The organism is Ruegeria sp. AD6, assembly GCF_056542325.1.
The window spans coordinates 156,856-177,265 of sequence record NZ_JBQFZQ010000004.1 but is presented as its reverse complement, the minus strand read 5'-3'; the positions used below and the strand labels follow the sequence as shown (position 1 = coordinate 177,265).

The following is a 20,410-nucleotide window of genomic DNA, read 5'->3' as shown; positions in this document are numbered from 1 at the left end:
GGCTTTACCCCTTTTCCCTGATCATCAGGCAGAATTGTGCTTCGTTCAGTGTGACTTGCCCGGTGCCATCCACCGCGCCAAGGTCCTGACCAATTGGCCGCCAGTCACCTTCTGGCAGACGCAGATCGGCGCTGTCCGAGCCCAGATTGAAGGCGCAGAACACCTGTTCGGTTTCATCTTCACGTAGGAAAGTCAGGATCGGTCCGGTCTGCTCCATCCGCGTCTGCGTGCCCGAGGCCAACGCGGAATGCGACTGACGCAAGGCAATGGCACGGCGATAGTGGTTCAGCATCGACATCGGATCATTTTCCAACCGATCCACCGCCTGTTCAGCCTGCGCCATGCTGACCGGCAGCCATGGCTCAGCCGCGCTGAAACCGGAATGCTCATCCTGTGCGGCCCAGACCATCGGCGTCCGGCAACCGTCGCGTCCCTTGTATTCGGGCCAGAACTCGATGCCGTAAGGGTCTTGCAGTTTTTCAAAGGGCACATCCGCTTCGTGCAGACCAAGCTCTTCGCCCTGATACAGACAGGCCGAACCGCGCAGGCACATCATCAACACAGCATGTTGCCGGGCGGCAGCCTCGGTCAGATTCCAGCGCGAGGCATGGCGGGCGACGTCGTGGTTCGAAAACGCCCAGCAAGGCCAGGCGTCGCCTGCTTTCGTTTCCAACTGATCAAAGACTTGCTTGGCGTAGTCGGCCGTCAGCGCGCGCTTTTCCAAAAACTCGAACGCGTAGCACATATGCATTCGCTTATCGCCGGTGGTGTATTCGCCCATAATCTCAAGTCCGCGTTGGGCATCCCCGATCTCGCCCAAACAGGCGCGGCCTTCATATTCGTCGGTCAGGGCGCGGAGACGTTCCAGAAACGCGATGTTTTCCGGCTGGCTTTTTGAGAACAGGTGATCCTGATGGTTATACGGATTCACCGCAGGCGCGATCGAGGCGTTGCGCTGATCCTCGGGAAGCGCCGGGTTGTCCCGTAACGCTTTATCATGGAAGTAGAAGTTGATGGTATCCAGGCGGAACCCGTCAACGCCCATATCCAGCCAGAACCGGGCAACGTCCAGCAGCGCGTGCTGTACTTCAACGCAGTGGAAATTCAGGTCGGGCTGCGAGGTCAGAAAGTTGTGCAGGTAATATTGCAGACGGCGGGAATCCCATTGCCAGGCCGAGCCGCCAAAAATCGACAGCCAGTTGTTAGGTGGTGTGCCGTCCGGCTTGGGGTCGGCCCAGACAAACCAATCGGATTTCGGGTTGTCTCGGCTGGCCCGGCTTTCGCTGAACCACGGATGCTGGTCCGAGGTATGCGACAGCACCAGATCGATCATCACCTTCAAGCCCTTGGCATGGGCCTTGGCCAGCAGGTCCTGAAAATCCGCCAGCGTGCCGAACATTGGGTCCACGTCCCGATAGTCGCTTACATCGTAACCGAAATCCTTCATCGGGGATTTGAAGAAGGGCGAAATCCAGATCGCATCCACGCCAAGCGACGCGATGTAATCCAACCGTTGGGTGATGCCTTTCAGATCCCCGATCCCGTCACCATTGCTGTCCTGAAAGCTGCGCGGATAGATCTGATAGATCACACCGCCGCGCCACCACTCGGACGTTGCTTTGGTCGATTTGGAAATGTCCACGATGTTTTGCACGTTCATCAGACGCCTCTATTTGACAGATCCGGCCAACAGGCCCCGGACCAGATATTTTTGCATTGCGAAGAACACGACCAGCGGCACGAAGATCGACACAAAGGCCGCTGTCGCAAGGATTTCCCAATTGCCGCCTCGGGTTCCCAAAAGCTCGACAATCCGGTTGGTCATTACGGTGGTCTGACCGGTTGCATCGATCAGGAAAACCTTGGCGACCAGCAGGTCGTTCCATGTCCACAGGAACTGGAAGATCGCGAATGAAGCCAGCGCCGGGAAGCTGAGCGGCAGGATCAGCTTGGTGAAGATCTGGAACTCGGTCGCGCCATCGACGCGCGCGTTTTCGATCAGATCACGTGGCAATCCGGCCATGTAGTTGCGCAGCAGGTAAATCGCCAACGGCATCCCAAAGCCCGTATGGGCCAGCCAGACACCCAGATAGCCTTTGCCGATGCCGATATTCAGGTGGAATTTCAGCAACGGGATCAAGGCCAGCTGCAGCGGCACCACCAGAAGGCCGACCACCGCCGCGATCAGCAGCGCACGGCCCGGAAAATCCATCCATGCCAGCGCATAGGCTGCAAAAGCCGCCACAAGGATCGGGATGATCGTCGCCGGGATCGTCACCGTCAGCGTATTGAAGAACGCTTTGGCCATATTGTCGTCACCGCTGTTGCTCAGCAATACGGTGCCGTAATTCTCCATCGTGAATTCCGACGGTACTTTGGCGGTGACAAAGACACGCGCGCCACGATTGCCGGTGAACGCCTCGGAGTTCTCCATTCGGTAGTTGCCCTCTGCGTCCACGGTGATTGTACCGCCCCTGCGCAGTTCGGCCACATCGCCGGGTGCGAAGGCATCGATCTCACGCGCGCTGATCCCCCATTTTGAAATCGTCGCCTGCTGCGCTTCGTCGAACAGGTTGCCCTCGATCACATACAGATCACCCTGTTGCACCTGAGTTTCGGGCGCGGCGGCGCGGATCGTCAGGTTCTGTTCCGACGGGAACATGGCGCGCCACCAGCCGCTGCTGGAAATCTGATCCGCCGTGCGGAACGAAGAAATCAACAGCCCCAGTGTCGGCACCAGCCACAGCACGACCAGAAAGATGACCGAGCCATGAACCACCCATCTGAGGGCGGGTTTGGTTCCTGCAATATCGCTCATACCCGCTACTCCATTTCCTTGCGCGCATTGCGCACGTTCCAGACAAGGATCGGGGTTACCAGCAGCATGATGACCATGGCCGAGGCCGAACCGACCCCCCAGTCATCGCCCCGGAACAGCTTGTCATACATGTAATTGGCCAGGACCTGCGTCTCCCATTGCCCGTTGGTCATGGCAAAGACGATGTCAAAGACCTTCAGCACCGTGATCGTGATCGTCGTCCAGACGACGAGAATGGTTGTCTTGATCTGCGGCACCTTGATCTTGAAGAAAATCTGAAACGGGTTGGCCCCGTCCAGAATAGCGGCCTCGATCGTTTCTTCGGGAATACCGCGCAGGGCCGCTGACAGGATCACCATCGCAAAGCCGGTTTGGATCCAGATCAGGACGATCATCAGGAAGAAACTGTTCCAGAACGGCACCGTCAGCCATGTCTGCGGCTCGGTCCCGCCAAAGAAGATATAAAGCGCGTTCAGGATGCCGATCTGGTCTTGCTCGGCTGGCCGGGCGTCATAGACCAGCTTCCAGATGACCGATGCACCGACGAAGGAAATCGCCATCGGCATGAAGATCAGCGACTTGGCAAGATTGCCCCAGCGGATGCGGTCGGTCAGTTGCGCAACCAGCAGACCAAAGGCCGTGGACATCGCAGGCACCACGATCAGCCACAGCATGTTGTTGCGCATGGCCTCCCAGAATTTTGGCTCGGCGGCCATCTGGCCGTAGTTTTCCAGCCCGACCCATCTGTACCCGCCGCCGGGCACGCGTTCCGTGAGGGACAGACGCAAGGTTTCAACCACCGGATAGGCCAGATACAGGCCAAGTGCGGCCAGCGCGGGAAACAGAAACAGCCAGGGCCGGATCATGTTTGCGCGGTTGATGTTGCGTCCCGCATTCGGCCCGCGCGGCGGGAACAGGACTTTGTCCAGAAACTGGTTCGAGAGGTAGAAGTAGCCCACGCAACCCGACACACCGATGATGATGGTCAGCAGGCCCTGAAGTGCCGGTGTCATGACGCCCTCATGTGTTTGGAAACGGGGCAGCCGGTGGGCCGCCCCATAACATCAGTTACTTCGCGGCATCCCACGAGGACTGGATTTCGCCTGTAACCGTGGCGGCATCTTTCGCACCCGACGAATAGTCGACCATGCCGGTCCAGAAGGTCCCCGCGCCGACCGCACCGGGCATCAGGTCCGAGCCGTCAAAGCGAAAGGTGGTGGCGTTTGTCAGAATCTCACCCTGTCCGCGCTGCGTGTCATTGGCGTAATTCTCGGGGTTTGCCCCCAGATGCGGGGTCAGGAACCCGTCCTGCGACATCATGATCTCATGCGCGAAGGGGGTTTTGAGGAATTCCATGAATGCCTCGGCCGCCGGGTTCGGGTTGGTGATGGTGAACAGCGTGCCCGCACCCAGAACCGGGGTGCCCAGATCCTTCTCGGCATAGGCCGGGAAGTAGAAGAAATCGGCATCCACACCCAGTTCGGTCCCTTCCGGGAAGTAGGCCGGAATGAACGAGGCCTGACGGTGCATCATGCAGGCCGGCGGGCTGTCGAACAGACCCTTGGGGCTGTCGCGGAAATCAATCGCGGCGGTGTCATCGGCATCACCCACGACGTAGTCGTCATTGCGGGTGAAGCTGCCATATTCCTCGATCGCGGCGATCACGCGCGGATCGTCGAACTTCATTTCGTTCGAAACCCACTGGTCATAAACCTCGGGCGGCTGGGTGCGCAGCATCAGATCCTCGACCCAGTCGGTCGCGGGCCAGCCAGTGGCACCACCAGACGCCAGACCAACGCAAAGCGGCGTTTCGCCATCTTCGACCATCTGGTCCATCAGTGCTTTGAACTCTTCCATGGTCTGGGGCACTTCGTAACCGAAATCCTCAAAATTCTCGGGGATGTACCAGACCAGGGATTTCACGTTCACATTGAAGAAGAAGCCGTAGAACTCGTCTTCACCTTCGGCATTCTCGAATGTCCCAAGATCAACCCAGGACTGCCCGGCGGCAAAATTCTCTTTGATCCAATCCGCCGAACCCTCGGCCAGAGGTGTCAGATACCCGTTCTTTGCCATGTTGGCGGCAAGGCCGGGCTGCGGAAAGACAGTCAGGTTGGGGGCCGACCCGGCGGCAGCGTCAATCAGGATCTGCTGTTCCAGCGAATCCGACCCGACATAGCTGGCATTGGCGCCGGTTGCATCGATGAAATAGGCCACGAGGTTCTCGAAAGAATCGCCCTCACCCGCCAGCCATGGCCCGAAAATCGTCAGGTCCTGACCGGTCAGGTCATGAGCATCGGCAAAAGCCTGCAACCCGTCCCAATCAAAGTTTCCATCGCCGACAGCATGAATCATTTCACCTTCGGCATGCACGGACCCGGCCATCAGGGCGAGCACCGCCGCGCCTGCATATAGCGAGTGTTTCATCAATAATCCTCCCAAGACAACAACGCGCTTCTGAGATTCGTTTTTCAAAGCGCTTTGGATGCGGAACTTTATCCGCTAACATTCAGTCTCTGTCAATAATCTGTTTCTGACACTGCACTATGGTTGGCAGAGTTCGAATTGACGGAATACAGGTTGACGAATGGTCGATTTGGCCACAAAACAAGTTTAACACCTCATTTGAAGGCGCTTTGAACTGCTCATGAACCTGAAACAGCTCTCGGAAATCCTGGGTCTTTCACAGACAACCGTCAGCCGCGCGCTGAACGGCTATCCGGAGGTGAGCGAGGATACGAGGGTTCGGGTTCAGGCCGCTGCGCAGAAACATGGATACCGACCGAACAGCCGGGCCAAAGGGCTGGCGACGGGCAAGTCCATGGTGATCGGGCATGTGATCCCCAGCTCATCCCAGCATGAAATGGTGAACCCGATTTTTGGGGATTTCGTCGCCGGTGCTGCAAAGAAATATGCCGAGCATGGCTATGACATGATGTTCACAAACGCCGACGACACCTCGATCGAAGAAGCTTATCGCAGTCTGTTTCAACGCGGCGCGGTGGACGGGGTCGTGCTGCAAGGTCCCAAGGTGAACGAGCATCGGATTTCAGTGCTCAGCCGCATGTCCGTGCCGTTTATCGTGCACGGACGTTCAACTGGGGTGGACCTGCCTTATGACTGGATCGACGTGAACAACAAAAGTTCGTTTCAGCGCGCGACCCGGTTTCTGCTGGATCTGGGCCACGACCGCATCGCGCTGATCAACGGGCTTGAGGATATGGATTTCGCACATCGCCGCCGCGACGGCTATCTTGCGACGCTGGCCCAGGCCGGGCTGGTGCCGGACCCCGACCTGATGCGCAGCGCCGAAATGACCGAAGTTTACGGCCATCACGAAACCCGCGCCATGCTGGCGCTGGACAATCCACCCACCGCAATCCTGACCTCCTCCATGATCTCGGCCATCGGTGTGCGCCGCGCTTTGGAGGAGGCTGGCTTGCAGATGGGCCGCGATGTGTCCGTTATTGCCCATGATGACGACCTGTCCTACCTCAAGAACGGGCAGGACGTGCCCATTTTCACAGCCACACGCTCATCCGTGCGTCAGGCGGGGGAACTGGCCGCCGACATGCTGATCGAGCGCATCAAGTCCCCGAACGATCCGACCAAAACCAAATTGCTCGAGGCGGAACTGGTCGTAGGCAGATCAACCGGCCCGGTGCCAAGCAGGTAACAAAATGAAATACACCCGCGCTGATTTCCCCAAGGATTTTCTCTTTGGTGTGGCAACTTCGGCCTATCAGATTGAAGGCCACGCGAAGGGCGGCGCTGGCCAGACCCATTGGGACACCTTCGCCGCCTCGCCCGGCAATGTCGTGCGCTGCGAAAACGGCGATCTGGCCTGCGATCACCTGAACCGGTTCCCGCAGGATTTCGATCTGGTGCGCGAGGCCGGGTTTGATTGCTATCGCTTTTCAACAAGTTGGGCGCGGGTCATGCCCGAGGGGCGCGGTCAGGTCAATCAGGCCGGGCTGGACTACTACGACCGGCTGACCGATGAGCTGCTGGATCGCGGCATTCGCCCCTGCGCCACGCTTTATCATTGGGAACTGCCCTCGGCCCTGGCCGACCTCGGCGGCTGGCGCAACCGCGATATTGCCGGGTGGTTCGCCGATTTCACCGAGGTCATCATGGGCCGCATCGGCGACCGCATGCACAGTGTCGCCCCGATCAACGAACCCTGGTGCGTGAGCTGGTTGAGCCATTTCGAAGGGCACCACGCCCCCGGCATGCGCGACATTCGTGCAGCCGCGCGCGCCATGCACCATGTTCTGCTGGCCCATGGGCGCGCCATTCAGGCCATGCGGGGGCTGGGCATGAACAATCTGGGTGCGGTGTTCAATCTGGAATGGGCCGAACCCGCCGACAGCAGCCCAAAGGCGCGCGAGGCCGCCGATCTTTATGATGGGATTTACAACCGGTTCTTTCTGGGTGGCGTCTTCAAGAAAGCCTACCCGCAGAATGTGCTGGACGGGTTGGAAAAGCACTTGCCAACCGGTTGGCAGGACGATTTCGAAATCATCGGAACGCCAGTCGATTGGTGTGGGCTGAACTATTACACCCGCAAGCTGATCGCCCCGTCCGACGCCGCATGGCCCAGCCTGAAAGAGATGCCCGGCCCGCTGCCAAAAACGCAGATGGGGTGGGAGATCGAGCCGACGGCCCTTTCTCGTTTTCTGACCCGCACTGCGCGGGATTACACCGGGGATCTGCCGATCTATGTCACCGAAAACGGCATGGCCAGCCCCGAGCGGCAGCAGGATGACGACCGGATAGGGTATTTGAATCAGCATCTTACGGCGGTGCAGACTGCGCTGGAACAGGGCGTTCCGGTCAAGGGCTATTTCATCTGGTCCCTGCTGGACAATTACGAATGGGCGTTCGGCTATGAAAAGCGGTTCGGGCTGGTCGATGTGGATTTCGACACGCTGGAGCGCAGACCCAAAGCCTCGTTTAACGCGCTGAAATCGGCGCTGGCGCAGGGTGAACCCGTTGCGGTGCCCCTGGCACAACCGGCAGGTGCCGTGCACGCGCATTGGAACCTGGTGGCAGATATCGGCGGCACCAACACCCGGCTTGGGGTCATCACAAACGGAGAGCTGACGGATCTGCGCAAGCATCCGACCGGCACCCTACCCGATCTGCTTGACGCGTTCCACAGCCTGCGCGATGACATCGGCACCGACCCTCAGGCCGTTGTCGCCGCAGGTGCAGGCCCGGTTCGGGATGGCGTCATTCAACTGACAAACGCCCATCTGGACCTGTCCGAGGCCGAGCTGGCCAAGGCCACAGGTGCGCGGCATACCTATGTGATCAACGACTTCACCGCTGCAGCATGGTCCGTGGCCGAGGCAACGAAAGCCGATGTGGCCGTGCTGCAGGGCGACCCTACACCGCCGACCGGCACCCGTCTGGTCGTCGGCCCCGGGACCGGTCTGGGCGTCGGGGCGCTGTTGTATTCGGAAGGACATTACCACACAGCCTCGGGCGAAGGCGGTCATGTCGGTGTATCCCCGCGCCACCGGGACGAGGTTGATATTTTCGAAGCTGCCCGCCACATCACGCCGGACTGTTTCTTTGGCGATAGCCTGACGCTTGAAGCTGAAATGTTCCTGAGCGGAACGGGTCTGCCTGTCCTCTATCAATCCATCGCACTGGCCGCCGGTCAGACTGACCCAGCGCACCGTCCGGCAAAGGATATCCTTCACGACGCCCGCATCGGATCGGATGCCCATGCCATCAAAGCGGCAGAGATGTTCACGACCCATCTGGGCGCTCTGCTGGGTGATCTGGCCGTCACCTTGATCCCTCGGGGCGGCGTGTTCCTGGTGGGCGGCGTGGCAGAGAAGAACCGCTGGCTGTTTGGCGAGCGCTTTCTGGACGCCTTCAATCACGGCGGGCGATTCAGCGATTTGCGGCAAGGGATGAACCTTTATATCTCGGAACAGGTCGAATTTGGCATTGTTGGCGCTAACAACTTCTGCAAAAATGCGCTCATGCGGTAAAACCGTGTGACCATTTCCAAAGAAGGACCGCGGGATGATCCTGTGTTGTGGCGAAGCCCTGATCGACATGATCGCCGAACCGACCAATTCGGGCGCGCAGGGCTATGTGCCCCATTCCGGCGGCGCAATTTTCAACACGGCCATCGCGCTGGGGCGCTTGGGCGCGCCGGTGGGGATGCTGACGGGCCTGTCCTCGGATATGTTTGGCGCGCAATTGGCGGACACGCTGAAGGCAAGCCATGTGGACACCTCGCATGTGATTGTCAGCGACCGCCCGACCACTTTGGCTTTTGTGAAGCTGGTGGATGGGCATGCCTCGTACAATTTTGTTGATGAAAACACGGCGGGGCGAATGTTGCAGCCCGAGGATGTGCCGCAGCAATTGCTGGCGACCTCGACCCTGTATCTGGGGGGGATCAGTCTGGCCTGTGAACCCTGTGCCGATGCCTATGCCGCGCTGCTCGACCGTCATGGCGGCGACCGCGCGGTGATGCTGGACCCAAATATCCGGCCGGGATTCATCAAGGACCAGACCCGCTATCGCACCCGCCTGAATCGCATGATCGCTCAGGCCGATATCGTTAAGGTTTCGGACGAGGATCTGGATTGGATCATTCCCGGGCCGGAAACCCATGCCGAGAAGGTGCCCTTGTTGCTGAAGGCCGGGCCGTCCGTGGTGATTGTGACACGCGGCAGTCAGGGGGCGACAGGCTATCTGGCGGACGGGTCCGAGACCTCGGTGGCGGTCAAACCGGTGCAGGTTATCGATACTGTGGGCGCCGGCGATACGTTCAACGCGGGCGTTTTGGCCGAACTCCACCGCGCCGGGCACCTGAGCAAAGAGGGCCTGCGCGCCTTGACACCTGATAGCCTGCGCGCGGCTTTGTCCCTGGGCGCCGATGTCGCCGCCGTCACCGTATCCCGCGCCGGGGCAAATCCGCCCTGGGCGCATGAGCTTTGATCCCACGAGGGAACCGACATGAAACGATCCGACATCAACGACATCAAGACCGAGGCGCAGGCCTTCATCAAATCCTTCGGCGCGGTCCTGCCGCCCTTCGCCGACTGGTCCCCTGATCAGATGCGCAGCGCAAAGGCCGACACGATCCGCGCCCGAGGGTTGGGCTGGGACATTACCGATTACGGTCAGGGCAAGTTTGATGAGCTGGGCCTGTTCCTGTTCACCCTGCGCAATGGCGACGTGAATGATCTGAACCAGGGTCGCGGTATGCTCTATGCCGAGAAACTGCTGATTTCGCGCGACAAACAATTGTCTCCGATGCACCGCCATATCATCAAGGCCGAGGACATCATCAACCGGGGTGGCGGTGATCTGGTGATGGAGATCTACGCCTCAGACCCCGAAGGCGGCATTGATCGCGACAATCCGGTTGTTGTGCCCAGCGATGGCTGCGACGTGACCATCACGCCCGGCGAATTGCTGCGCTTGAAACCCGGCGAAAGCGTTACCCTGATGCCCGGTATCTGGCATGCCTTCTGGGCCGAGCGTGACGATTGTCTGATCGGTGAAGTCTCAACCGTCAATGACGACCACACGGACAATGTGTTCGAGCAACCGATCCCCCGGTTCGCGACCATTGAAGAGGACGCAGCGCCGGAATTTTTGCTGGTTGCGGACTACTAAACACTCAGTCCGCGTCGCCAAAATCTCGGCCAGAACGCTTGACAATTAAATCCGCGACAGACTAGCTGACCAGCGATGGTTCCCGTAGCGATGCCTGCGGGATGAAAATGGGAATACGGTGCGGCCCTGCGGCCAAATCCGTGACTGCCCCCGCAACTGTAAGCGCAGAGCGACGCCAAATCACCACTGGCCTGAACAGGTCGGGAAGGTTGGCCAAGCCACGACCCGCAAGTCAGGAGACCTGCCATCACCTGTGCAACCAACCCGGGGCGGGGCGTCCTGGAAGGAGGATTTGATGGCTCAATTTTTCGCCTGCGGGCGTGGCGTCTTCTTTTCGCGCGGTTTCCGCAGCGGGGACAGCCATGTCATCCCAAGCTGACCACTTCGTCCTGATCTGTTCGACCTGTCAGGGTGAAATCGAAGCCAAGGCAGCCAAGGCCAGTTTGGACGCAACCCTACCACCGGAGTTTGCGACCCGGTTGATTGCCTGCATGGCAGGGTGCGAACGCCCCATGACCGTTGGGCTGCAAGCCGAAGGCAAGGCGCAGTATCTGTTCGGCGATATCCAAAGCCCCGCCGATCTGGACGCGATTGCCGCCTTCGCCCGTCAGTTCCGCGACAGCAACGACGGCTGGACCAGCGCAACCGACCGGCCCCCTGACCTGCTTTACAAAACTCTGGCCCGTCTGCCGCGCCTTTCGACAAAGGGCGAGATATGAGTTTTCTAGTTGCCAAGGGGCTCGAATACTACGCCCTGAATGGGGATGTGTTGCTACAGGATGTCAACTTCTCGTTGGACGAGGGGTCGATCCTGGCCATTGCCGGGCCGAACGGGGCCGGGAAAACCACGCTGTTGAACCTGCTTTGCGGCCTCGAACGTCTGGCCCTTGGTGATGTGACGATCAAGGGGCAAAGCCTGCGCCAATTGTCTGCCCCGGAACGGGCACGCACCATCGCCGTGGTCGGGCAGCAGGAACTGCCTGACGGCAGGTTGAAACTGCGCGACTATGTGGCCCTTGGGCAGATCCCGATTCAGGCCGACCGGTCCGCCGAGGATCATAAGGTCGATCTGGAGCGGGTGCTTCAGATCGCCGAACTGGTCCCGCTGGCCGATAAACCGATGCAACGTCTGTCCGGCGGCGAACGTCAGCGGGCGCATATCGCACGGGCCCTGGCGCAAAGGCCATCGCTGCTGTTTCTGGACGAGCCGACAAACCACCTCGACCCCGACGCCAAGGGCCACATGCTGTCGCTGGTGGCCGAACTGGGCGTGACGGTTGTGATGATCGTGCACGATCTGGTCATGATCCCCGAATTCGCCACCCATGTCGCTTTGATGAAGGCAACCCGCATGACCGGCTTCGGCCCGGTTCCCGAAGTTCTAACACCCGAGCGTGTGCGCGATACGTTTGGCGTTGACTACCTGTGTTTCCAGCACGAAGGGCGCGTGATCCCGGCGCTGGATATCCGAAAACGAAAGCTGTCATCTTAACAGGAGAATTTGATGATGCAGAAATTCTGGTCCGTAGTCCTTGTTTCGGGCCTCGCGAGTGGTGCGGCGGCACATGAAGTGACCGTCGACAATTGCGGAGAACCACTGGTGTTCGACGGCACGCCCGAGCGGATTGTCGTGCACGACATGAACATGACCGACATGGCCTTTGCGCTGGGTTTGCAGGACAAGATTGTCGGCCTGACCGGCATTACCGGCTGGTACAAGACCAGCCCGGATTTCGATGCAAAACGCGGTGACATCCCGGAACTGGCGCCCAAATACCCCACCGTCGAAAATCTGGTCGCGGTCGAGCCGGATATGTTCTTTGCCGGTTGGTATTACGGCATGCAGCCGGGTGGCGAAGTCACCCCCGACACGCTGGAACCCTTTGGCATCAAAACCATGGTCCTGACCGAAAGCTGCGTTCACCTGAACAAGGACCGCCCCGAAGCCAGCATGGACCTTCTGTTCGATGACGTGCTGCGTCTGGGCAAGGTGATGCATGTGGAAGACAAGGCCGAAGCGTTGGTTTCGGGCTGGAAAGACCAGCTGGCGGCCATCGAATCCAAAACCGCAGACCTGCCGAAACCCCGCGTCTTCCTGCTGGACGGTCCCGCCGATGCGCCCTTTACCGCCGGTAAATTCGCCATTCCCGACGCCATGATCGAGGCCGCAGGCGGTGTCAGCGTCACCCACGACATGGACACCAGCTGGGGCCGCACCTCATGGGAAGCAGTGGCCGCCGCAAACCCCGAATTTCTGGTCCTGCTAGACTATCAGACCGGAAACGGCGCCGAGGACACGTTCAAGTTCCTGCAAGAGCATCCGGCCATGTCCCTGACTGATGCCGTCAAGAACGAACGCTGGATCGGTTTGCGCTATGAAGAGCTGACACCGGGACCGGCAAACATAGACGCCATCGAAAAGATGGTTTCGGCCATGCATCCGGGGCTGAACTGACATGGCTCAAACGGGCCGGGCGGTCCTGCTGGGGGCGGTCATTCTGACCGCCCTTTTGCTGCTGTCCGTTGTCTATGGCACGACATCCATTCCTGTCGCAGACGTAGGCACAGCGATCATGCTGGGCACCGGCTTGACCGAAGGCGAGATGTCGCCCCTGCACCGGATCGTATTTGACCTGCGCCTGCCCCGCGCCTTGTTCGCGGCCGTCATCGGTGCCGGATTGGGTGTGGTCGGCGTGGTGCTGCAAACCACCACACGCAACGATCTGGCCGACCCCTTCCTGTTTGGCCTGTCCTCGGGCGCCGCCGCCGGGGCGGTTCTGGTCATCACGGTAACCGGGGACGTGCTTGGTTTCTGGACCCTGCCGCTTGCCGCCTTCTGTGGCGGTCTGATCGCGTCAGGCATCGTTCTCGCGCTGGTTCAGGGCCTGCGCACAAGCGCGCCCGAAAAGCTGATCCTTGCCGGGCTTGCGGTCTCGTTCCTGTTTTCTGCCATCACCAACTATCTGATCTTTTCCGGCGACAGTCGTGCTGCGCATTCAGTGATCTTCTGGATGCTGGGCGGTCTTGGCCTCGCGCGGTGGGAGACCTTTCCCCTTGTCCTGATCGGGCTTGCGATGATCCTGGGCTATTCGCTCTATCGCAGCCGCTGGCTGGACGCGCTGCTGACCGGGGATTTCACCGCAGCGACGCTGGGTATTCCGGTTCAGGGCCTGCGGTTTCGCATGTTCTTTGTTGCTGCTCTGGCCACTGCAAGCTTTGTTTCGGTCGCGGGCGTCATCGGCTTTGTCGGCCTGATGGTCCCTCATATCGCGCGCGGTATTGCCGGAACGTTGCATCGAAACCTTCTGGTGACCTCGGCCATCGTGGGTGCGATCCTGCTGACCCTGTCCGACATCCTGTCGCGCCTGTTGTTGGCTCCTCAGGAACTTCCCGTCGGCATCGTCACCACATCCATCGGATCGCTGTTCGTCTTCCTGTACCTGTTCAAATCCGCCCGAAACGACTAAGCCTAGTGCGTGCCGCGTGGTACGAAATAGGGATCGACCATGATCGTCTCGCTGGCTTTTGCGGGATCGGCCAGCCTGCATTCCAGCAGCGCAATGACCTGATCGACAGCCTCAGCAATCGGGTTGTTGACCGTGCTCAGGTTGAAGATCGGCCATCTGGCCATTTCGATGTCGTCGAACCCGACCAGCGACAGCTCGTTTGGAACGTCCAGACCCATCTCGCGGGCCGCTGTCAGTGCCCCGATTGCGCTGGCATCATTGGCGCAGATCAGCGCGTCCAGCCTGTGCTGTCCCAGCAAGGTCAGCGCGATGTCCCGCCCGGTCTCAACCGTGAAATCTCCGGTCTCTTCTGCCACCAGCCCAAGGCCCGCGCGTTCCAGAACCTCGATCACACCCGCCCTGCGCTCGGCCGAGGATGAGAAACTGGGCGCACCACCCAGAAATCCAAACCGTTTCCGACCTTTCCGGATCAACGCCTCAGTCGCAAGTCGCGTACCTTCGGCATTGCGGCAGCACACGTTGTCGACCCCTGGCGCCTGCACAATGCGCCCGGCAGAAATCATCGGCACGCCCAGCTTGCTGCATCGTTTGACCAGCGCCTGAGGCATACTGCCCCCGCGCAGGATCAAAGCATCCAGCGGATAGCGCAAAACCTGCTCGATCGCGTCTTCTGCACGCTGATCCCCACCGTCGATGAGAATCGGCCATTTGTTCAACGCGTTCAGTTTGCCGACCAAAGCGCGGACAAATTCGGAATCAAAATCGCTGCGCATATTTCCGACAAACACCGCCACTAGGTGCGAGCGTCCGTCCTTCAGACCGGCGGCCAAAGCGTTGGGCTGATAGCCCATGCGCTCGGCCATATCTTCGATTATTTTTCTTTTATTTTCATCAAGATACGCGCCGGGCGTAAAGGCGCGGGAAACGGCCGAACGGGACACTCCGGCCGCGTCTGCGACGGCCTGCGCAGTGACCCTGCGGCGCCTTTCGGCGGGTTTGTCACGATCCTGAACCACGCTCAACCTGTCCTTCGATTTGGTGGAATTTGTCAATATTGCTAGAAATCATTCACCGAACTGTCATACGTTAACATTATGTGGGCACGTGTGCAGAATCCAGACGTGCCCATGCAATGCGGGGCGGAGGCTGCGCGCGACATACGCCGCAGGGGAGCCTGCACAATAAACTGGCACAAAGTGCCAACGGTCTCTTAGCTGCAAGGGGCCGACACCGAACCGGAGGAAAACATGACCAATCTGAAGTTTTGCGCAACGGCTGCTGCCCTCGCGTTTACCGCGACTGCGGCTTTTGCAGAAACAGAAATTACCTGGTGGCACGCCCATGGCGGACAATTGGGGGAAACCGTCAACAAGGTGGCCGAGAAATTCAACGCGTCGCAGGACGAATACACAATCACTCCGATCTACAAAGGCAGCTACGAAGAGACGCTGACCGCTGGTATCGCGGCCTTCCGCGCCGGTGAACAACCGAACATCATGCAGGTCTTTGACGCGGGCGCTGCCACCGTGATCGCCGCCAAGGGCGCAACCGTTCCGGTTCAGGACCTGCTGGCCGACAATGGTGTTGAGTTCGACATCAACGACTACATCGCCGGTGTGCGTTATTTTTATGCCGACAGCGATGGCAAGATGATCGGGATGCCCTTCAACTCGTCGACCCCGATTCTGTACTACAATGTCGACGCGCTGGAAGCCGCTGGCGTGACCCCGCCGAAGACATGGGAAGAATTCCAGTCGACCACCGCCCCGGCGTTGAAAGAGGCGGGCTATATCCCGCTCAGCCAGTCGCACCTGCCCTGGATCTTCACCGAGAACTTCATGTCGCGCCACAACCTGCCGTTTGCGACCAACAACAACGGCTATGACGGCATGGATACCGAGATCCTGGTCAACAACGACGCAATCAAGGCGCACTTTACCGCCGTGACCGAGTGGAAGGACAATGGCCTGTTCGAGTGGTACGGCACCGGTTGGGGTGACAACGCCAAACCGTTTGAAGAAGGCAAGGTTGCCATGTGGCTGGGCTCGTCGGGCTCGTTCGGCGGTCTGTTGCAAAAAAATCTGGGCTTTGAATTCAGCGCGGTCGAGCTGCCCTATTGGGAAGCCGTGACGCCCGAACCAACCCAAACCTTCATCGGTGGTGCTGCCCTGTTCGCGATGGCCGGCAAATCGGACGAAGAAAACAAAGCAACTGCCGAGTTCTTCCGCTTCCTGACCGCGCCTGAAACCCAGTATTTCTGGCATCAGGAAACCGGCTATGTGCCGATCACCGAGGCCGCCTATGACGTTGCCAAGAAAGACGGCCACTATGACCGTTTCCCGGCAGCCGAAGTCGGTGTGAACCAGTTGCAGGCGAAAGCCGGTGACAACACCAAGGGCTATCGCATGGGCTTCTACGTGCAGATTCGCGACATCATGAACCGCGAATATGGCCGTATCCTGACCGGTGAAACCGACGTGGACACTGCGTTCCAGACAATCGAAGACGAAGCCAACGAATTGCTGGCCCGCTTCGCAAAAACCCAGGGCTAAACCCCGGGATCACCCCCAAGATGGTCGCGCCTCCGGGCGCGGCCATCCCCCATTTTCGCAACTGGACGGGTCATGAAACGCGCGGGCTTCGACACTATCTGGCTTCCTGTGGCATTGCTGCTGCCACAGCTGATGATCATCGCAATCTTCTTCTACTGGCCTGCGGGTTGGGCGTTGCAATCGTCCTTCTTTCTGCAGGACCCGTTTGGCTTCGGTTCGACCTTTGTAGGGGCGGATAACTACACCTCGTTGCTGGGTAACGATCAGTACAAGCGCATCGCGTGGTTCACGATTGTCTTCTCGGTCCTGGTCACATTCTTTTCGCTGTCCATCGCCCTGCTGCTGGCGGTCAAGGCCGACAAGGTCATCCGGGGTGCCAAATCCTATCGCACGCTCCTGATGTGGGTCTATGCCATCGCGCCGCCGGTCGCAGGATTTTTGGGCATTCTGTTCTTTGACCAAAGCACTGGCCCGATGACCAAGTTCTTCCAGATGTTTGGCTGGGATTTCAAACTGGGCGTGGATTACAACGCCACCGCAACCGCGATGATCATCGTGGCTGTCTGGAAACAGATCCCGGTCAACTTCATCTTCTTCCTGTCCGGCCTGCAATCCATCCCGCGTTCGGTCCGCGAGGCGGCGATGATCGACAACCGCTCGGCCACCGGTCGGTTCTGGCAGGTCACCTTTCCGTTGCTGGCCCCGACCGCGTTCTTCCTGCTGATCATCAACATCACCTACGCGCTGTTCGACACGTTCGGCATCATCGATGCGCTGATGAAGGGCGAGCCGGGGAACAACCCAATGACGCTGGTCTATAAGGTCTATCTGGACGGGTTCCGGGGCAATGACCTTGGCGGCTCATCCGCGCAATCCGTTGTCCTGATGGTTCTTGTTCTGATCCTGACCGTCTTTCAGTTCCGGCTGGTTGAACGCCGGATCCACTATACGTGATGGGGGCGCAAAATGGCTGACACAACCCTTGAGACAACCGAAACCACCCGCCGCCCCCGCAAGATCAAATGGAGCGCGGTTGGCGATCATACCGTCCTGATCCTGGGCTCGCTGCTGATGATGCTGCCGCCGTTGCTGGCGCTGACCACGGCCAGCCATGATGCGGTGACCATCCACCGGCAGGGCATTCAACTGGGCCTTGGCGACGATCTCGGCAAGAACTTCAACGCCGCCATGTTTGAGAAAGGCGGCTTTACCCAAACCGTCGATGGCACGCTGATGCTGATGAACTCGTTCATCCTTGGCATTGGCTTTGCGGTGGGCAAGATCATCATCTCGATGATGGCCGCTTATGCCATTGTCTATTTCCGCCTGCGTTTTGCCACGCTGGCCTTCTGGATCATCTTCACCACGCTACTGCTGCCGCTTGAGGTGCGGATTCTGCCCTCCTACGAAGCGATCCAGAAACTGGGCCTGACGAACACCTATACCGGCCTGATCGTCCCGCTGATCGCGTCAGCGACCGGCACGTTCTTCTTCCGGCAGTTCTTTATGTCCGTCCCCGAGGAACTGGCCGAGGCCGCCCGGATCGATGGCGCAGGGCCGTGGAAGTTCTTCATCGACATCCTCGTCCCGCTCAGCCGGACGATGATCGCTGCGATCTTCATCATCATGTTCGTCTTCGGCTGGAACCAGTATCTGTGGCCAACGCTGATCACCACGGATGAAAGCTTCTTCACGCTGGTCCGGGGCATCAAGCAGATCGTGCTGACCTATACCGACAGTCAGATCCCCGAACATGGGCAGGCCTTGGCGCTGGCGATCGTTGCGATGATCCCGCCGGTGGCCATCGTCATCTTCTTCCAGAATTGGTTCGTCAAGGGCCTCACAGAATCCGATAAATAAGGAAATACGCGCATGGCTCAGGTCTCGTTAGAGGGCATCCGCAAGGTCTATCCCAACGGCTTTCAGGCCGTTGAGACCACCAATTTCACCATTCAGGACGGCGAGTTTGTCGTTCTGGTCGGCCCCTCGGGCTGTGGCAAGTCCACGCTTCTGCGGATGATCGCGGGGCTGGAAGACATCACCGAAGGGACGCTGAAAATCGGCGACCGGGTGGTGAACGATGTGGACCCAGCGGATCGCGACATTGCGATGGTGTTCCAGAACTACGCTTTGTATCCGCATATGACCGTGCGGAAGAATATCGGCTACGGGCTGAAGAACCGGGGCACGCCTGCCTCCGAGATCGCGGCCAAGGTCGAAGACGCGGCTAAGATGCTGAACCTGACCGAGTATCTGGATCGCAAACCGGCGCAACTGTCGGGCGGTCAGCGGCAGCGCGTTGCCATGGGGCGCGCCGTGGTGCGCGATCCCGCGCTGTTCCTGTTTGACGAGCCCTTGTCGAACCTAGACGCCAAACTGCGCAATCAGATGCGGATCGAGATCAAGGCTCTGCAACGCCGCCTTGGTACCACGGCGGTTTATGTGACCCACGATCAGGTCGAGGCGATGACCATGGCCGACCGCATCATCGTCCTGAACGCAGGCAAGATCGAACAGATCGGCACCCCGTCCGAAATTTATCACAACCCGGCCTCGACCTTTGTGGCCTCTTTCATGGGCGCGCCGCCAATGAACCTGATCGAGGCGCAAGTGGATCAGGGTCAGGTGCGGATCAATGGCTATGACGGGATCATGACTGCCCCGGCCTCGGCCAATGGCCCTGTGACGCTGGGCATCCGGCCCGAAGATATTGAACTGGACGGGCAGGGCTCGGTTCCGTTTCAGGTCGACATCCTGGAAGAACTGGGCGCACACCGACTGCTGCACGGTCAGTTGGGCGGGCAGCCCTTTACCGTTCTGGTCAGCAAGGACCACGATGCACAGACGGGTGAGACACATATCACCCTGAAACCCGACGCGCTGCGTCTGTTTGATGTGGAAACGGGAAAAGTCATTTGATTACAGACGTTTTGGACGCCCTGCCCGCTGTGACAGCGGATCAGCGGGCGCGCATCCTGTCGGCACCCCGCACGGCTGCCGCGCATCGCGAATTGCTGGGTGACATACCCGCGATGAACGCATTGCAAATTGGCGGTCAGGCAACCGCCACGCGTTTGCCGGCACAATTCAATGTCGCGGCATGGAATGTGGAACGGTGCCTCTTCCCCGAGGCGACTGCCGCCCATCTGCGCCCGATCCGACCGGACATTGTTTTGCTGTCCGAGGTCGATCACGGCATGGCCCGCACCTCGCAACGGCACACGACCGAAGCCATGGCCGAGGCCTTGGGCATGGTCTATGCCTTTGGTGTCGAGTTCCACGAACTGGACCTTGGCGGCCCGACCGAACGCAGTTTTTGCAAAGACGACTTCAATACGCTGGGTTGGCATGGCAACGCCATTCTGTCCTCGGTTCCGTTCCAGCGCACGGCCCTGATCCGTCTGGACGATCACGGCCATTGGTTTTCCTGCGACGAAGGGGCTGCCGACCCGGATCAGCCGCGAGTCGGGGGCCGTATGGCACTCGCCGCCATCGTGCCGACGGAAAACGGACCAATCTGTGTGATCTCGACCCATCTGGAAAGCAATGCGGATGCTGCGCACCGGCACACCCAGTTCGTTCTTCTGCTGGATGCAATCGACAGGTTTGCGCCGGGCCTGCCGGTTCTGATCGGCGGCGACCTGAACACCGGCAACCACCTGCCCCCGGATTTCAACTGGCAGGACGAAAGCCTGTTCAGCTTGGCCGAAACGCACGGATACGACTGGGGTTTCACGATCGATGGCCCCACCACTCGGCCCAGCCTGATCACCCCGCACCCGCAGCGGGTGATGAAGTTAGATTGGCTCGCAGGCCGGGATCTGAGCTGCATCGACAAAGGGCTGCTGACATCAATCTCGGATGAGGGCACGCCGCTGTCCGATCATGACTGCGTCTGGTGTCGCGCCAGCCTTTAGACG

18 protein-coding genes, 1 pseudogene and 1 riboswitch are annotated in these 20,410 nt (G+C 59.5%); of the genes and pseudogenes, 14 read left to right on the top strand and 5 right to left on the bottom strand.

Features of this window, described 5'->3' with window-relative positions:
• Nucleotides 1–4: 4 nt before the first annotated feature.
• Genes ACR0KJ_RS11090 through ACR0KJ_RS11075 form a run of 4 tightly spaced genes read right to left on the bottom strand, consistent with a single transcriptional unit; the run spans nt 5 to nt 5,245 of the window.
• Nucleotides 5–1,660, bottom strand: a complete 1,656-nt coding sequence (locus ACR0KJ_RS11090) for an alpha-glucosidase (RefSeq protein ID WP_480626688.1) — start codon at nt 1,658–1,660, stop codon at nt 5–7.
• A 9-nt stretch (nt 1,661–1,669) separates the two neighbouring features.
• Complete coding sequence (locus ACR0KJ_RS11085) at nt 1,670–2,818, bottom strand: carbohydrate ABC transporter permease (RefSeq protein WP_170522762.1); 1,149 nt, start codon at nt 2,816–2,818, stop codon at nt 1,670–1,672.
• A 5-nt stretch (nt 2,819–2,823) separates the two neighbouring features.
• Nucleotides 2,824–3,831, bottom strand: a complete 1,008-nt coding sequence (locus ACR0KJ_RS11080; protein WP_170453810.1) for a carbohydrate ABC transporter permease — start codon at nt 3,829–3,831, stop codon at nt 2,824–2,826.
• A gap of 55 nt (nt 3,832–3,886) precedes the next feature.
• The gene (locus tag ACR0KJ_RS11075; RefSeq protein ID WP_480626687.1) at nt 3,887–5,245 is read right to left on the bottom strand and encodes an ABC transporter substrate-binding protein; all 1,359 of its coding nucleotides are present in this window, start codon (nt 5,243–5,245) and stop codon (nt 3,887–3,889) included.
• 220 nt (nt 5,246–5,465) lie between these two features.
• Here ACR0KJ_RS11075 and ACR0KJ_RS11070 point away from each other — a divergent pair, with 220 nt between their 5' ends.
• The 9 genes and pseudogenes from ACR0KJ_RS11070 to ACR0KJ_RS11030 all read left to right on the top strand — a co-directional run bounded on the left by ACR0KJ_RS11070 (nt 5,466) and on the right by ACR0KJ_RS11030 (nt 13,938).
• Nucleotides 5,466–6,494 (top strand): LacI family DNA-binding transcriptional regulator, encoded by a 1,029-nt coding sequence (locus ACR0KJ_RS11070; protein ID WP_480626686.1) that lies wholly within the window; start codon nt 5,466–5,468, stop codon nt 6,492–6,494.
• 4 nt (nt 6,495–6,498) lie between these two features.
• Nucleotides 6,499–7,800 (top strand): annotated as a pseudogene (locus ACR0KJ_RS11065) (GH1 family beta-glucosidase); the annotation flags it as partial.
• 18 nt (nt 7,801–7,818) lie between these two features.
• The gene (locus tag ACR0KJ_RS11060; protein WP_480626753.1) at nt 7,819–8,826 is read left to right on the top strand and encodes a glucokinase; all 1,008 of its coding nucleotides are present in this window, start codon (nt 7,819–7,821) and stop codon (nt 8,824–8,826) included.
• A gap of 34 nt (nt 8,827–8,860) precedes the next feature.
• Complete coding sequence (locus ACR0KJ_RS11055; RefSeq protein WP_170736078.1) at nt 8,861–9,787, top strand: carbohydrate kinase family protein; 927 nt, start codon at nt 8,861–8,863, stop codon at nt 9,785–9,787.
• 18 nt (nt 9,788–9,805) lie between these two features.
• The gene (locus ACR0KJ_RS11050) at nt 9,806–10,471 is read left to right on the top strand and encodes a D-lyxose/D-mannose family sugar isomerase (RefSeq protein ID WP_170736077.1); all 666 of its coding nucleotides are present in this window, start codon (nt 9,806–9,808) and stop codon (nt 10,469–10,471) included.
• A 59-nt stretch (nt 10,472–10,530) separates the two neighbouring features.
• Nucleotides 10,531–10,734, top strand: a riboswitch (cobalamin riboswitch).
• A 99-nt stretch (nt 10,735–10,833) separates the two neighbouring features.
• Nucleotides 10,834–11,190, top strand: a complete 357-nt coding sequence (locus ACR0KJ_RS11045) for a DUF1636 family protein (protein ID WP_480626685.1) — start codon at nt 10,834–10,836, stop codon at nt 11,188–11,190.
• Entirely contained in the window at nt 11,187–11,963 is a 777-nt protein-coding gene (locus tag ACR0KJ_RS11040) for an ABC transporter ATP-binding protein (RefSeq protein ID WP_170522741.1), read from the top strand. The genes ACR0KJ_RS11045 and ACR0KJ_RS11040 overlap by 4 nt, the downstream gene beginning before the upstream one ends.
• 12 nt (nt 11,964–11,975) lie before the next feature.
• Nucleotides 11,976–12,926, top strand: a complete 951-nt coding sequence (locus ACR0KJ_RS11035) for an ABC transporter substrate-binding protein (protein WP_480626684.1) — start codon at nt 11,976–11,978, stop codon at nt 12,924–12,926.
• Between the two features lies 1 nt (nt 12,927).
• Nucleotides 12,928–13,938 carry an iron ABC transporter permease gene (locus ACR0KJ_RS11030; protein ID WP_170522738.1) on the top strand — a complete coding sequence of 337 codons (1,011 nt, stop codon included), beginning with the start codon at nt 12,928–12,930 and terminating at the stop codon, nt 13,936–13,938.
• A 2-nt stretch (nt 13,939–13,940) separates the two neighbouring features.
• Here ACR0KJ_RS11030 and ACR0KJ_RS11025 read toward each other — a convergent pair whose 3' ends face one another.
• Nucleotides 13,941–14,954, bottom strand: coding sequence for a LacI family DNA-binding transcriptional regulator (locus ACR0KJ_RS11025; protein WP_480626683.1), 1,014 nt, complete (start codon nt 14,952–14,954; stop codon nt 13,941–13,943).
• A 231-nt stretch (nt 14,955–15,185) separates the two neighbouring features.
• Here ACR0KJ_RS11025 and ACR0KJ_RS11020 point away from each other — a divergent pair, with 231 nt between their 5' ends.
• The 5 genes from ACR0KJ_RS11020 (at nt 15,186) to ACR0KJ_RS11000 (ending at nt 20,407) form a co-directional block, all read left to right on the top strand.
• Nucleotides 15,186–16,490, top strand: a complete 1,305-nt coding sequence (locus ACR0KJ_RS11020; RefSeq protein ID WP_480626682.1) for an extracellular solute-binding protein — start codon at nt 15,186–15,188, stop codon at nt 16,488–16,490.
• Nucleotides 16,491–16,562: 72 nt separating this feature from the next.
• Nucleotides 16,563–17,444 carry an ABC transporter permease subunit gene (locus ACR0KJ_RS11015; protein WP_170453821.1) on the top strand — a complete coding sequence of 294 codons (882 nt, stop codon included), beginning with the start codon at nt 16,563–16,565 and terminating at the stop codon, nt 17,442–17,444.
• A gap of 12 nt (nt 17,445–17,456) precedes the next feature.
• Nucleotides 17,457–18,350: an ABC transporter permease subunit gene (locus tag ACR0KJ_RS11010; RefSeq protein WP_480626681.1), complete on the top strand. Its 894-nt coding sequence runs from the start codon at nt 17,457–17,459 to the stop codon at nt 18,348–18,350.
• A 12-nt stretch (nt 18,351–18,362) separates the two neighbouring features.
• A complete protein-coding gene (locus ACR0KJ_RS11005; RefSeq protein ID WP_170453824.1) occupies nt 18,363–19,409 on the top strand; it encodes a sn-glycerol-3-phosphate import ATP-binding protein UgpC in 1,047 nt (348 codons plus the stop codon).
• Nucleotides 19,406–20,407 (top strand): endonuclease/exonuclease/phosphatase family protein, encoded by a 1,002-nt coding sequence (locus tag ACR0KJ_RS11000; RefSeq protein ID WP_480626680.1) that lies wholly within the window; start codon nt 19,406–19,408, stop codon nt 20,405–20,407. The genes ACR0KJ_RS11005 and ACR0KJ_RS11000 overlap by 4 nt, the downstream gene beginning before the upstream one ends.
• Nucleotides 20,408–20,410 lie beyond the last annotated feature (3 nt).

What these genes read in the sequence shown, in the direction of transcription:
- ACR0KJ_RS11090 (WP_480626688.1), bottom strand. Translation starts at nt 1,660, where the DNA reads ATGAACGTGCAAAACATCGTGGACATTTCCAAATCGACCAAAGCAACG.
- ACR0KJ_RS11015 (WP_170453821.1), top strand. Translation starts at nt 16,563, where the DNA reads ATGAAACGCGCGGGCTTCGACACTATCTGGCTTCCTGTGGCATTGCTG.
- ACR0KJ_RS11070 (WP_480626686.1), top strand. Translation starts at nt 5,466, where the DNA reads ATGAACCTGAAACAGCTCTCGGAAATCCTGGGTCTTTCACAGACAACC.
- ACR0KJ_RS11005 (WP_170453824.1), top strand. Translation starts at nt 18,363, where the DNA reads ATGGCTCAGGTCTCGTTAGAGGGCATCCGCAAGGTCTATCCCAACGGC.
- ACR0KJ_RS11045 (WP_480626685.1), top strand. Translation starts at nt 10,834, where the DNA reads ATGTCATCCCAAGCTGACCACTTCGTCCTGATCTGTTCGACCTGTCAG.
- ACR0KJ_RS11040 (WP_170522741.1), top strand. Translation starts at nt 11,187, where the DNA reads ATGAGTTTTCTAGTTGCCAAGGGGCTCGAATACTACGCCCTGAATGGG.
- ACR0KJ_RS11035 (WP_480626684.1), top strand. Translation starts at nt 11,976, where the DNA reads ATGATGCAGAAATTCTGGTCCGTAGTCCTTGTTTCGGGCCTCGCGAGT.
- ACR0KJ_RS11020 (WP_480626682.1), top strand. Translation starts at nt 15,186, where the DNA reads ATGACCAATCTGAAGTTTTGCGCAACGGCTGCTGCCCTCGCGTTTACC.
- ACR0KJ_RS11010 (WP_480626681.1), top strand. Translation starts at nt 17,457, where the DNA reads ATGGCTGACACAACCCTTGAGACAACCGAAACCACCCGCCGCCCCCGC.
- ACR0KJ_RS11075 (WP_480626687.1), bottom strand. Translation starts at nt 5,245, where the DNA reads ATGAAACACTCGCTATATGCAGGCGCGGCGGTGCTCGCCCTGATGGCC.
- ACR0KJ_RS11050 (WP_170736077.1), top strand. Translation starts at nt 9,806, where the DNA reads ATGAAACGATCCGACATCAACGACATCAAGACCGAGGCGCAGGCCTTC.
- ACR0KJ_RS11030 (WP_170522738.1), top strand. Translation starts at nt 12,928, where the DNA reads ATGGCTCAAACGGGCCGGGCGGTCCTGCTGGGGGCGGTCATTCTGACC.
- ACR0KJ_RS11055 (WP_170736078.1), top strand. Translation starts at nt 8,861, where the DNA reads ATGATCCTGTGTTGTGGCGAAGCCCTGATCGACATGATCGCCGAACCG.
- ACR0KJ_RS11080 (WP_170453810.1), bottom strand. Translation starts at nt 3,831, where the DNA reads ATGACACCGGCACTTCAGGGCCTGCTGACCATCATCATCGGTGTGTCG.
- ACR0KJ_RS11085 (WP_170522762.1), bottom strand. Translation starts at nt 2,818, where the DNA reads ATGAGCGATATTGCAGGAACCAAACCCGCCCTCAGATGGGTGGTTCAT.